The following is a 13,308-nucleotide window of genomic DNA, read 5'->3' on the forward strand; positions in this document are numbered from 1 at the left end:
ACTTACGCGTCTTTTTTCTTTCTCCAAAATATGGCTAAGCCGATTATGATCAGGGCGAGACTGAACACCTGCGGCCAACGAAAACCAAAAATCATGGCCGTGGCATCAAACCGCAAAAACTCCATCACAAACCTAATCAAGCCGTAGCCGGCTAGATACAATGCCAAATACTGGCCAGGTTGGAACAGCTTTTTTTTGAAAGAAAAAAACAATAACGAAAATAAACCCAAACTCAACAGCGATTCGTACAAAAATAAAGGCTGAAAATACTGGCTAGACAGATACTGCTCCGGCCGTAAGCTCTCCGGTATGGGAATACCCCAAGGCAAATTTGTAGGCCGGCCGAATAATTCCTGATTAAACCAATTGCCGAAGCGACCCAACGCCTGACCCAATGGCAGGACTACGGCGCTCAAGTCCAACCACGGCCAAACCGCCTGCTTTTTTCGCCAGCACCAGAGCGCCAAAACCAGGACCCCACCGATGATAGCGCCATGAATTGCCATTCCTCCCTGCCAGACAGCGATAATCTCCTGCGGCTGCCGAGAAAAATAAACCCAATCAACAACCAGCACATCATATAAACGCGCCCCGATAACCGCCCCGATAACCGTCCAAAAAGTCAACTCATAAATATCTTCGGATTTATCACCCCGCTGACGCAATAGATAAATCGCTGTAGCCAGGCAAAGCAAGATGGCTAAAGCGATAATCAGGCCGTACCAATAGATATTAATAGGGCCAAGAGAGAAAATAATCCTGCTGGGTGTAAAATAGTGGATAAACATATCTTCATTATACTATCCACACCCCCCTATTGACAAAAAAATTAAAGTGTGCTATGATGATATATTGATGATTCTAGGAGAAGTTCCTTAAATCACTATAATTAATGATGCCACGGATACTGACTCAACAAACCAAGGAGAATACCCAATGCCAAAAGAAACGTGCCGGGTTTGCCACGACAATGCCGATAACATTAACGGTGATTTCTGCCCGGAATGCGGGCAACCGTCTACGGTATATAAAAAATTTATTGAGGGAGAGATGGAACTAAACGGCGAACTTGATCCGTACTGACAACTGAACGGGAACTGAAGAAAATGCCAAGAAAAAAGCAGTTGCGTCTTACCAGGCGGCCCGGAAAATCAGCCTTTTGGATTTACTGGAAAGACTGGGAAGCCAGGCAAGGCCGGAGGATTCACCACAAGGGCGAACCACTGGTCATCCAAGCTTACAGTGAGAAACAGGCGGTCAGTTTTTATGTGCGGACTTTTCTGCATCAGCACGGGAAGAAAGCCGTGGCTACCGCCGAGAATTACTTCGCCCGTCTCGTGAGGGGCGGAGCCATTGGGTCGCAAACCGAGTTACAACACAAGACACAAGCAAACAGTCGTAAAACAACAACAGAATAGGAGGATGGGGTAATGGCAAAAAGATGCTCATCTTGCAACCAACCAGCTGCAGGCTCGCCTAACTTTTGTAGTAATTGTGGCGGAAAAATGATTCCACTGCCAAGATGCGTCTGCGGGAGAGAATTGTGGCGGAGTGACAATAATTGTGACAGATGTGGCCGTCCCAAAGAGATAGGCCTGCAATTGCGTAAAGATTTGCAGAACGCCCGCGCCAATAAATTCATCTGGCAATGGATCATCTACCCCCTGATCGGCTGGCCCAGCAATCTGACGATCTGAAAATGAACAAGTTCTTTCTTAATCCTCCGCGAACGCGTTTCGCGGGGGATTTTACTTTTCTTCATATTTCATTATATTGGATTCAATTAAATGCGAGCATAACAAAATCTTGTGCGACTTTATGCGAGAACGACTAGAAAATTTCTGCAAGCAGGGCGTCAGGAAATTTTCAGAAGTGAAGCATAAAGTTTAGCCATGATTTATGCTTCGCTCGCGACTCTTTGGAAATACCTTTCTCATAGAGAAAGGTATAGTGAAAGGAATTTGAAACTATTTGTTTTATTCAGAATGACGAGATAGCCTGAATTCCTGCCTCCGCGGTGATGGCAGTGGATATTGACATTTCTCTTTAAATCATATATAATGAAAACACTAATTATTAAGGCGAATTTCCGGTGCCGGAGGGCCGGCAACCCCGGTTTCTGCCATTTAGCAGAGCACACAAGTACTGGGAATTACGCGACATAAGTCATCACTATGATCGACAAAAAAAAGAAACAGCAGATTATAAAAAAATTCGCTGTTCATGAGAACGACACCGGCTCCTCGGAAGTGCAAATTGCGCTCTTGACCGAAGAGATTAAAAGCTTGACTGAACATTTGAAAGCCCACAAAAAGGACTTTTCCTCCCGCCGCGGCTTATTGCGCAAGGTGGCCGAGAGACGCAGACTATTGCGTTACCTGGAGAGGGAGAATCCCGCTGGCTTTGATGAATTGGTCAAACGGCTGAAACTGAAGATCGCCAAACGCAAAGAGCTGACTTCCAAACTTCTGGAAGATGAGGTCAAAGAAGAGTTGGGCGAGGAGACTAAGACCGAAACGGAAACTGTTGAAGAATAATTATGATGCGCGGGACGCCGGTTTTTCGGCGCCCCGCGTTTTGTACCAAGTTTGTTTTTTAAAAATTAACTTAACGAGCCGAGACAAGGAGATTATTTATTTGAAAGAAAAACTGACTCAGTTAGCCGGCTTTTCCTTCAAATAAATCTCTCTCGGTTCCTAACAAGAAAGGACCGAAACTTATGCTTCCCAACAAAAAATTCCAGACCGAATTCGGCGGCAGGACTCTGACTGTAGAACTCGGCAAATTGGCTCACCAATGTAATGGCGCGGCCTTGGTTTCCTATGGTGAAACCGTTATCCTGGCCACCGCCGTCATGGGCAAAGAGCCGAGAATGGGCATTGACTTCTTTCCGTTACAAGTTGAAATGGTGGAAAAAATGTATGCGGCTGGCAAGATCAAGGGCTCCAAGTTCGTCAAACGCGACGGGCGCCCGACCGACAACGCCATTTTGGACGGTCGCATGATTGATCGCGGCATTCGCCCGTTATTCAATCAGGAAATGCGCCATGAAGTGCAGGTCGCCACTACCGTCTTGTCTTATGATGAAGAAAATTCCGTTGATGTCCTAGCGATTACTGCCGGTTCCCTGGCGCTGCATATTTCCGACATCCCCTGGCACGGCCCCCTGGTCGGCGTCTGCGTCGGAAGCATTAATAACGAATTAATTCTTAATCCAACTGAAGCCCAGTTGAAAGAGTCTGATTTCAAACTGGTTTTCTCCGCCGGCTATGACAAAGTATTAATGATTGATGCTGAAGGCAAAGAAATCACCGAGAGCGACATGGCCAAAGCCATTGATTTCGGACTTAAAGGAATCAAACCGTTATTGGATTTCATCGAAAGTATCAGAAAAGAAATCGGGCTGGAGAAGAAGGACGAGGCCAAGCTGGTGGAAGCCGCTTGGGCTAATATGGAAGTGACTTTGGCTGAAAAAAAATCCGCCTTTGAAGAAGCCAAAAAATTCTTCGCTCCGCAACTTGACAAATACCTCTTCAATCAACCCAAGGGCACCAAACGCGAGCGCAAAGCCGTGGCCGAAAAGCTGTTGGATTTGTTTATTGAACAATTGAAGGCTAAGGAGACGCACGAAGAAGTCATCGCTTATGTTAAAGACAACTTTGATTTATACTTGGAAGATGAAGTGACTAAAGCCATCTTGGACAAGGGCCTAAGAATCGATGGCCGCGGTATTACTGATATCAGACCCTTATCCTCTAGTGTCGGCATCTTACCTCGCACTCATGGCACTGGTTTATTCCAACGCGGTGAAACCCAGATCTTGTCTGTCGTTACTTTGGGCGCGCCCGGCGATGCCCAAATCTTGGATGAAATGACCCAGGATGACACTAAAAAAACCTACATCCACCATTATAGCTCCGCCCCGTTCGCTTACGGTGAACCGGGTCGCTTCGGTTCGCCCGGACGCCGTGAAATCGGCCATGGCGCTTTGGCCGAAAAAGCCTTGATCCCGGTCTTACCGGACAAGGAAAGCTTCCCTTATACCATTCTAGTCGTCTCCGAAGTTATGGGTTCTAACGGCTCCTCTTCCATGGCCTCCACTTGCGGTTCTACCTTGGCTCTAATGGATGCCGGCGTACCCATCAAAAAGCCGGTGGCCGGAATCGCCATGGGCCTAGCCTCCGATGGCAAACGCAATAAAGTAATCACTGATCTGCAGGATTTTGAAGATGGCCCCGGCGGCATGGATTTTAAAGTTACCGGCACCAGAGACGGCATTACCGCCATTCAAATGGATACCAAAACCACCGGGCTTTCCCTGGATTTATGCGTTGAATCCCTGGCTCGCGCCAAGGAAGCGCGCTTGAAAATATTGGACGTAATCACTTCGGCCATACCTGAACCGCGTTCCGGCCTGTCGCCTTATGCGCCTCGCATTATCTGCCTGCGCATTGATCCGGAAAAGATCGGCGCAGTTATTGGTGGCGGCGGTAAAACTATTAATAAAATCATTGAGGAATGCGACGTCCAGATTGATATTGATGATGACGGCATTGTCGCTATCACCGGCGTCGGCCAAGAAGGCATCGACAAGGCCGTGGCCTGGATTGAAGGCCTGGTCAAAGAAGTGGAACCGGGCGAGATCTATAAAGGCAAAGTCGTCCGCCTTATGGACTTCGGCGCTTTCGTGGAAATTCTGCCTGGCCAAGACGGCTTAGTGCATATTTCCGAATTTTCCAACAACCGCGTGGACAAAATAACCGATGTTGCCAATATCGGCGACGAATTAACCGTCAAGGTTACCGAGATTGATGACAAGGGAAGAATCAACCTGTCAGTCAAACAAGCTGATCCGAATTATAATCCGACCGAAGACACACGCCGACCGCGCAGCGGTGGTGGCGATCGTCCCGGCGGACGAGGCGGTTTCAGTCGCGATCGCGGACGAGGCGGCTTTGGTGGACGGGAACGACGCGACAATGACCGCGGCGGTTTCAGACGCTAATATTATAGCTGATTAAATACACTCCCGAATGATTGCTTTGCTTATTGTCAAGCTAAAACAGCTCTCTTACCGATCCCGGCTTCTGGCCGGGATTTCGGTAAGTTTTATTTTGTTATTTATTCTAATAAACCTGCTAAACAGCTTAGACAGCAATGACAAGTTGGCTAAATTTGTCCGGCCCAACGCCACTTTTTACTTGTCTCTCAATCTTAGCTCGGCGGAAAAATCATTTTCCGGCTTAAAAATAATTGACCGGCTCTTAGCCGACTATCAGCTAACCGATTTCAATCGCCACTGGCTCAAATCTAACTTGGGCCAAGTTTGTTTAGTAGACAATAATAATCAATTTTGCTTTCTATTATTTGACGCCAAAAAGATCTCGGAAGTTCAGGATCATCTAGCGCAAAAAAATGTCCCTTATCGGCGTTTCGGCAAAATTTTCGCGATTGCCGACAATCAAGAAAAATTAAAATCGCTTAAAACAAATTCATTGCTATCCCCGCTAAAACTCCACGATAAACTTAATCGTCCGCGGGATATCACGGTTTATCTGCGACCGCAAACCGGCAATAGCCCTAAAATGCTAAAAATAATCTCTTTGGCCGTAACCAATCAGGGTGGCTTATCTTGGCACGGCAAGCTTTCCGGCTCCGCCATTGACTTAGTCGGGGATCAATATTCCTTTCCCTTGTTATCCTGGCCCATAACTTCGTCCAAGCAACTGCCTAAGGATGAAAACAACGCCGACTTGATTATGGTTTTGTCTGAACCGACCAAATTTTGGCAAGAGTGGTACAAAACCGTTTCTTCCTCTTTGCCCAAAGACTATCAGTTCCAAGAAAAAATTACCGCTCAACTTAAAAAATCATACGGTTTTGATCTGACTGATCCCCTCTGGAGCCAACTAACCGACGAACCGCTAATGGTAATGGCCAAATCACGACCAGCTTCCGGCGAAGACCTGCTAAACGATTATGACTGGGCTTTATTTTTATCCGCCGAGTCAACCCTATCTGCCACCGACACTGAAAAAATCGGGTCTATAATGAAAAAGCTTGTTTCTCGCCGCCAACCCCAAGCCAAAACAATCTATCTAAGCGATGGTACGCCGGTTATGGAACTTTTAAGCGGTGGCGAACCGCGAGAATCAAGTACCGAAGACGGCAAACATTTCTTTACCAACTCCGACCAGTCGTTTGTTTTGTTTTATTCGGCTAAAAATGACGGCCTGGAAGCGGGAAACAACCTTTCCTGGCAAACATCTTGGATGTTGGACGACAAAGACTATCTAAAAATAAATCTGCAAGCCTTTAAAATCTATGTCGGCCCTATTTTGACCGATTTCAACTGGCTGGAAGCCAAGGGTAACAGAGTAATAATCTACTAAAAAACTATAAAACGATAACGGCTGTTGATAAGTTGTGTATAACTTTATGAAAAATTACTATTTATAATAATAAAATATTTAATTCTTTTAGCGTCACATTATTTTTTAGCTAAATTAAAACACTTTATTTATACTTGCCAAAGTTTTGACCACGTTGTCAAAAACTGATATAATATCAACAGGAGGCAAAGAGAACGCTTCCAACGCACATTAGGGTCATAATAATGACCACAGATATAGAAACCTGGCAATAAAGATAAGTCAGCTCAAATAAGCCAAATATAAACCTCTCTTGGCTTTCACAGCTAAATATCTCCATAGATTCATATCTTAAAACCAGCTTTCTGCTTTTTATCTGTTAGGCGCATGATGAAGGGACATAAGTCTCACCTTCGCGTCCGCGAACTTTACAACGTAGCAACCCGCTCCCCTTTCCTTATTTATCATGACAGTTCGCACTTTCCAGGCGTCCAACAATTCCACAAAGAGCAATTGTGCTCGCCGCTTCGCGGGTAAAAAGCATAGCCATTTGACTTACGGCTAAAACTCCGATATTCGGATTATTTATTCTCGCCTACTCATCAAGCAGGCGGAAATGAGTACTGAGCACCGGATCTCAGTGGGCGCAAGCCAACCATAAGTAATAATTTAAGGTTGCGAATCTTGCGCCCCTTTTTTTATTCAAAAAATTTAGGGTAAAAAACCTTTTTTATGATAAAATATAATCATAGCCAACACTATGGCGGGAAAAATATTTAACAATAAAAAATTAAACGAATTAGATTCCCTATCGACGAAAAAAATCGCCGCCGAATTAGATTGTTCCCTCTCCGGCTTGACTCGCCTGGAAGCATCTAAGCGTCGCCTAATCTACGGCTTAAACACTGTCGCCAGCGAGGGGAAGGGCAAGTTGATTTGGGAGTTGGGTAAGAAAATATTAAGTCCATTAGTAATCACGCTCTTGATAGTGGCCGCCTTTTCTTATTTCTTAGGTGAAAAAATCTCCGCTATCATTATTATAACAATGGCGCTTATAGGCATAGTCCTGTCATTTATTCAGGAATACAGGGCGAAAAAGAATGCCGCTAAGCTCAAGGCCATGGTCCGGTTGCATATTGAGGTTATTCGCAATAAAAAAACAGTTAAAATTCCATTGAAAGATCTAGTGCCCGGGGATGTAGTCAACCTTTACGCCGGCAATATGATACCGGCCGATCTTAAAATCATCTCAACTAACAGCCTATTTCTTAACCAATCAACCTTAAACGGCGAGTCTTTCCCTATGGAAAAGTGGGATGCTCCGCCCAAACCGGCCAAGCCCAACACCCCGATTTATGATCTGCCGACTATCGCCTTAATGGGCGCCAGCGTAGCTTCAGGCACGGGCAGCGGCTTGGTGATTGCTACCGGTGCCAACACTGAATTTGGTAAGTTGGCTATTGACGTAGTCGCCAATGAACCGGAGACCGCCTTTGATAGGGGTATTAGGGACTTCACTTGGCTGATGATCAAATTAATCTTCGTCTTGATGACTTTTATTTTTGTCGTTAACACCTTATTTAAAGGTAACTTTGTTGATTCATTATTATTCTCACTGGCTGTCGCCGTCGGCCTGACCCCGGAAATGTTACCGATGATAGTTACCGTCAATCTCTCGCGAGGCGCCATGGCTATGGCCAAAAAAATGGTCATCATCAAACGCCTGGACTCCATCCAAAATTTCGGCGCCATGGATGTCTTGTGCACCGATAAAACCGGCACCTTAACCATGGACGAAATCATCCTGATCAAACACTCGGATATTGAGGGCAAAGAAAGAGAAGAGATTTTACACGACGCCTGGATTAACAGCACTTTTCAATCCGGCCTGAACAATCTCTTGGATCGGGCGATCATTAAACACCATAAATTCAAAAAATCCGGCCTGAAAAAAATCGACGAGGTGCCGTTTGACTTTGAGCGTCGCATCGTTTCAATAATTATTGGGGACGGCAAAACCAACAGATTAGTCGCCAAAGGAGCGCCGGAAGAAATAATCAAGCGTTGCGACAGTTATGACCTGAACGGACGCAAATATATTTTAGGAAAAGAAAAAATCAAACAACTGAGGAAACAATACGATAAGTTAAGCCAAGACGGCTTCCGCGTTCTGGCCGTAGCCTACAAGGAAACCGATCAACGGCAGAAGAAATTCAGTCAGCAAGATGAAACCGATCTTATTTTTCACGGCTTTGCTTCGTTCCTGGATCCGCCCAAAGCCAGCACTAAGGAAGCGATCAATAAAATGGAGGGGTTGGGAGTTAAATTAAAGATTCTATCCGGCGACAACGAATATGTGACAAAAAAAATTTGCGAAGAGGTGGGATTAGACGGCACTGGTGTCATTACCGGCGGAGAAATAGAACGTTTAAACAAAGATGATCTGCAGAAAATAGTGGAAGAAAAAGCCATCTTTGCCCGCCTCTTACCGCTTCAAAAAGAACGAGTCATCCAGGCTCTGCAAGAAAATGGCCACGTAGTGGGATTTCTCGGCGACGGCATTAATGACGCTCCGGCCTTAAGGGCCGCTGACGTAGGAATCTCCGTAAATAATGCCGCAGACATTGCCAAAGAAACGGCGGATATGATTCTTCTGCGCAAAAGCTTGCTGGTTTTGGCTGACGGAATCAAAGAAGGACGAAGGACTTTTGCCAATACCATGAAATATATCAAGATGGGCGCTTCTTCCAACTTCGGCAATATGCTTTCTATAACCGGCGCCTCGATGATTCTGCCCTTCCTACCGATGTTGCCACCGCAAATCCTGTTAAACAACCTCATGTATGACTTGTCGCAAATCGCTTTGCCGACGGATAATGTGGATGAAGATTATCTACTTAAGCCACGCCCCTGGCATATCGGCTTCATCAAAAAATTCATTCTAATTATCGGGCCGATTTCCTCCTTGTTTGATTTTATGACTTACGGCTTAATGTGGTTTGTCTTTAACGGCGCGGCTAATCCGGCCTTATTCCGCACTGGTTGGTTTGTAGAGTCGCTCTTTACCCAAACTTTGATTATCTATGTCATTCGCACCAACAAAATTCCCTTCCTGCAAAGCCGTCCCAGCCGCGCCATAGTTTTTGCCACCCTGGGCGTTGTTGGCTTAGGTTGCATCCTGCCCTTCACTTCAGTCGGCAAATTATTCCAATTCCAATCCTTACCCGGACTGTACTTCATTCTGCTTTTTGGCATGGGCCTCCTCTACCTGTCTTTGACTCAATTAGTTAAAATGCTCTTTATCAGAAAATACGGATACGAATAATCAATCGACAACCATTAGCTAACACTGAAGTTTATAAAACATCCGCCACATTGGACGGATGTTTTTGTATTCATAATAATTATTAATCCTTAGAGAAGCTATCCCTTACCTAAATGTTCGGCCTCGGATAATTTCAGTGATAATAGACGACTGACGCCGTCGCCCTGCATGGTCACGCCGTATAGGACATCAGACTCGGACATAATGGCCCGATTATGGGTGATAATGACGAATTGCGTCTTATGAGCCAACTCCTTAACGATACCGGAAAACTTGGCGGAATTGCTTTCATCCAAAGCCGCGTCCACTTCATCAAATAAGATAAACGGCGACGGATTATTATTAATAATGGCGCAAATCAAAGCCAAGGCCGTCATGGTTTTTTCTCCGCCTGAAAGCATATTGATCGCTTTGATCTTCTTGCCGGGCGGGCAGGCCTCAATCTCAATACCCATATTAGCCAAAAACGACTTGTCTTCCGGATAAACCTGTTTTTGAGCTTCTTGAGCTGTTTCTTCTAATATCTCTGGCACACCTTCTTCGGTCAAAGACCCTGCCATCGCCGGCGCCTGTGCCAACTGCTCTCGAATCTTTTCCGCTTCGGTCTTTTCTTCTTCTTTTTGCACCAGGGTTAATTTGGCGCTGCCACCTTCGAACAACTGTTTAAAGTAACGGGAAAAGTCCTTATTAATCCTGTCAAATTCTTCTTCAAACTGGACTTTTATCAATTTATCAAGTTCTTCCACCACTTTAACCAAATCCGTAATGGCCCGGTCCAAGTCCAATGACTGCTCAGACAGGAATTCAAAACGTGTCTTTACTTCCTCATATTCTTTTTCCACTTCCGGATCAATGCCGCCGATAAGTTCCAACTGGCGTTTCAAACGATCAATCCTGTCTTTATCTTCAATCAAATTTATTTCCGCATAGTCTCCTTTGCTCTTGAATTGCCAATCTGCCCCCAAATTCTCCCGAATGGCCGCTAAGGTATCCTCTCGTCGCGTCTCTACTTTAGCCAACTCCACCTTAACCAAAGACAGTCTTTCGTTAATGTCATTCAAATCGGTTTGCAAAGCGTAAGATTCCTGCTGTAAGGAGAAAATCTCTTGTTTCTTGCGTTCTTCCTGCAAATTAAAACCGTCAATTTTCTCGCGTAATCCGGCAATCACTTCTTCCGCCGCCTTCAACTCTCTTTCTTTGGTTTCTCGACCGATTAAGACTTCTGACTGGAACTGTTCGCGCTCCTGAGGGGTTAATTGCGCTTCCTCAATATCAGCTTTAATCTTAACCAATTCCTTCTCCTGCTCATCGATCTCCGCGGTTAGTGATCTGACCTTATCCGAATCAACCTGGGTTTGCACTTTCAAATCGCCGATCTGCAAAAATAAATTCTCCCGTTCGCGACGTTGATCCTCTATTTTGGCTTTTAAGCTGGCAATCTCTTTTATTTTTGTTTCCGATGAATACTTCTCATCCGGCGCGCGCCATTGCAAGCTATCCGTTTTTTTGAAACCGCCGCGCATCATGCCGGATTTCTCCAACACATCGCCGTCTAAAGTCACCATGCGCTCACGATTGACGCCGACCGCCTTGGCGCTCTCTAGGTCGCTGACCACCACAGTACTGCCGAACACCTGTTCAAAGACCTGTTGATATTTGCGATCATATGACAGCAAATCAGAAGCCAAACCGATTACTCCTTTTTCCATCAAAACATCGGTCGTATCTTGAGACAAATAAAATTCTTTTAGACGATTTAAAGGGAAGAAAGTCACTGGCGGCAAACGATTGCCTTTCAGCCAGTTAATGCATTCAATGGCGTCGGACTCACTTTCCACTACTACTGCCGACAATCGATTTCCTGCCGCGGCCACCAAAGCGGCTTCATGCTTATTGTTTTTTACTCTACCTAAATCACTGACCGTGCCGCAAATCCCTATAATCCTATCTTTTAACCCTAAAACCGCCCTAACCGCTTCTTGATTATGACTGACGCGTCCGCCAGAACGAGTACGATAAAACTCATCCTGAATGATATCCAAATTATTCTGCCAAACCATTAATTCGTCGGACAGCACTTTAATTTGATTTTCTTTTTCGCCTAACTTGCCGGCACTGCCCTCTTGCCTAAGTTTGGCGCTTCTGATCTCCGATTGCAGATTTTTTACCCGGCTCTCCAGCTCAGTGCGACGATTCTCCAGCCAAGACAAATTCTGTTTGCCGGCTTTGGCGTATTCCACTTCCAATTTGCCACGCAAAACCGCCAGCTCGCGCATGATTTCATTCTGTTTGGTCAAAGCCAAGTTATATTCTTCCTGTAACTTATCATATTCCTCGGCGCGGCTACCTTGTTTGGATAATTCTTCCAACTTATTACGCAACTCGTCTAATTTGCTGTCCAAACGCAACCGTTGCTTATCTAAGGTATTGTATTGCAAAGCCAACTCGTCATATTGTTTCATCAAATCCTGCCATAACCGGCCATAATACCTGCTCTGTAATGATTTCAATTCCAGTTCTAATTCCTGCCGTTGGCGTAATTTATTAACTTGACGAGTCAAGGATTTAAGATGCGGTTCCAACTCCACTATCAACACTTTGGCCTGCTCTAAATTATCCCGCGACCGCTTAAGCTTGGACACTGATCGCTCACGCTTGATTTGGTACTGCTTCACTCCGGTAGCTTCATCAAAAAAATCCTTGCGCTCTTCGTTGCTGTAATTGACAATCTTGTCCACCATGCCTTGCCCGATAATGGAATAGGTGTTATGGCCAAAATTAGCTTTGGCTAATAGCATGACAATATCGAATAAACGCACCTCGGTCTTGTTGAGCAAATACTCAGAGGTGCCGTCACGATACAATTTCCTGGTAATCGCTACTTCAGCGTAGTCAATCGGCGCCGAGCCGTCTTCGTTGTTCAAATACAAAGAAACCTCAGCCAAAGACAATTGAGCTTTTTTGGCTGAGCCGGAAAAAATCACGTCTGTGGATTTCTTGCCTCGCAATAGCTTGAGCGATTGTTCGCCCAGCACCCAACGGACCGCATCCACGACATTAGACTTGCCCGAGCCATTAGGGCCGACAATGGCCGTAATGCCACAGGTGTTGTCATGCTTGTCGGGGCTGGGAAATTCTAAGATTGTCTTAGAAGCAAAAGATTTAAAACCGTGCAATTCAATGCGCTGTAAATACATAGAAGAAATTACGAATATTTTGAGCACTAATTATATACATTTTACCAAAAAAACAAGGAATCGGCAAAATTAAAACCCGATTCATAAGAAATCGGGTAAAGTGCGTTTAGAATGCCAGTGGTGGCAGAGGATCAATCGGCACATGGCCGAAAGTGATCTCATGCCGTGGCAGGCAGACGGTAGCGAAATTCCGGTCATGATTGATGTCGCATGTCCACAAGCCCGACCGGTTGGCGGCCACGGCGCCATGCTATGTCGTCTCAATGGAAAGGAGTGTAGATTTTCTTTCGATTATCCCCATGTCCTATCTGTTAGGGACAGTTGGCGGCCGCCGGAAGAAATCACTCCCATACTGGAAGTGGCCAAAAAAACCTTCGGCGTTGCATAAAGCACTTTTAACGGCCCCGGTCGCTTA

The 13,308-nt window shown here is 45.4% G+C and carries 9 protein-coding genes and 1 pseudogene; 8 read left to right on the forward strand and 2 right to left on the reverse strand.

The genetic code is table 11. The features are described from left to right. Positions 1-2: 2 nt before the first annotated feature. Complete coding sequence (gene lgt, locus WC473_02415; protein ID MFA5124656.1) at positions 3-788, reverse strand: prolipoprotein diacylglyceryl transferase; 786 nt, start codon at positions 786-788, stop codon at positions 3-5. Between the two features lie 148 nt (positions 789-936). Between lgt and WC473_02420 the strand changes: the two genes are divergently transcribed. From WC473_02420 to mgtA, 7 genes and pseudogenes are all read left to right on the forward strand, one after another. Then, positions 937-1,083 carry a hypothetical protein gene (locus WC473_02420; protein MFA5124657.1) on the forward strand — a complete coding sequence of 49 codons (147 nt, stop codon included), beginning with the start codon at positions 937-939 and terminating at the stop codon, positions 1,081-1,083. Between the two features lie 41 nt (positions 1,084-1,124). Further along, a complete protein-coding gene (locus WC473_02425; GenBank protein MFA5124658.1) occupies positions 1,125-1,418 on the forward strand; it encodes a hypothetical protein in 294 nt (97 codons plus the stop codon). Between the two features lie 12 nt (positions 1,419-1,430). Further along, the gene (locus tag WC473_02430; GenBank protein ID MFA5124659.1) at positions 1,431-1,697 is read left to right on the forward strand and encodes a hypothetical protein; all 267 of its coding nucleotides are present in this window, start codon (positions 1,431-1,433) and stop codon (positions 1,695-1,697) included. A gap of 471 nt (positions 1,698-2,168) precedes the next feature. After that, a pseudogene (gene rpsO / locus WC473_02435) lies at positions 2,169-2,435 on the forward strand (30S ribosomal protein S15). A gap of 284 nt (positions 2,436-2,719) precedes the next feature. Then, positions 2,720-5,005 (forward strand): polyribonucleotide nucleotidyltransferase, encoded by a 2,286-nt coding sequence (locus tag WC473_02440; protein MFA5124660.1) that lies wholly within the window; start codon positions 2,720-2,722, stop codon positions 5,003-5,005. Between the two features lie 28 nt (positions 5,006-5,033). Further along, on the forward strand, positions 5,034-6,392 hold the full coding sequence (locus tag WC473_02445) for a hypothetical protein (protein MFA5124661.1): 1,359 nt from the start codon (positions 5,034-5,036) through the stop codon (positions 6,390-6,392). Positions 6,393-7,131: 739 nt separating this feature from the next. Continuing rightward, positions 7,132-9,696, forward strand: a complete 2,565-nt coding sequence (gene mgtA / locus WC473_02450; protein MFA5124662.1) for a magnesium-translocating P-type ATPase — start codon at positions 7,132-7,134, stop codon at positions 9,694-9,696. 98 nt (positions 9,697-9,794) lie between these two features. Here mgtA and WC473_02455 read toward each other — a convergent pair whose 3' ends face one another. Then, positions 9,795-12,893: an AAA family ATPase gene (locus tag WC473_02455; GenBank protein ID MFA5124663.1), complete on the reverse strand. Its 3,099-nt coding sequence runs from the start codon at positions 12,891-12,893 to the stop codon at positions 9,795-9,797. Positions 12,894-13,035: 142 nt separating this feature from the next. On the opposite strand from WC473_02455, the gene WC473_02460 reads away from it, so the two are divergent. Continuing rightward, positions 13,036-13,281 carry a hypothetical protein gene (locus WC473_02460; protein MFA5124664.1) on the forward strand — a complete coding sequence of 82 codons (246 nt, stop codon included), beginning with the start codon at positions 13,036-13,038 and terminating at the stop codon, positions 13,279-13,281. Positions 13,282-13,308 lie beyond the last annotated feature (27 nt).

This window comes from Patescibacteria group bacterium (assembly GCA_041650895.1).
In the GTDB taxonomy this organism is placed as follows: Bacteria; Patescibacteriota; Patescibacteriia; order 2-01-FULL-39-33; family 2-01-FULL-39-33; genus CAISTG01.

Excerpts from the sequence above, each read along its gene's own strand:
- WC473_02420 (MFA5124657.1), top strand. The coding sequence starts at position 937 with ATGCCAAAAGAAACGTGCCGGGTTTGCCACGACAATGCCGATAACATT.
- WC473_02440 (MFA5124660.1), top strand. The coding sequence starts at position 2,720 with ATGCTTCCCAACAAAAAATTCCAGACCGAATTCGGCGGCAGGACTCTG.
- WC473_02445 (MFA5124661.1), top strand. The coding sequence starts at position 5,034 with ATGATTGCTTTGCTTATTGTCAAGCTAAAACAGCTCTCTTACCGATCC.
- lgt (MFA5124656.1), bottom strand. The coding sequence starts at position 788 with ATGTTTATCCACTATTTTACACCCAGCAGGATTATTTTCTCTCTTGGC.
- WC473_02430 (MFA5124659.1), top strand. The coding sequence starts at position 1,431 with ATGGCAAAAAGATGCTCATCTTGCAACCAACCAGCTGCAGGCTCGCCT.
- WC473_02460 (MFA5124664.1), top strand. The coding sequence starts at position 13,036 with ATGGCCGAAAGTGATCTCATGCCGTGGCAGGCAGACGGTAGCGAAATT.
- WC473_02455 (MFA5124663.1), bottom strand. The coding sequence starts at position 12,893 with ATGTATTTACAGCGCATTGAATTGCACGGTTTTAAATCTTTTGCTTCT.
- mgtA (MFA5124662.1), top strand. The coding sequence starts at position 7,132 with ATGGCGGGAAAAATATTTAACAATAAAAAATTAAACGAATTAGATTCC.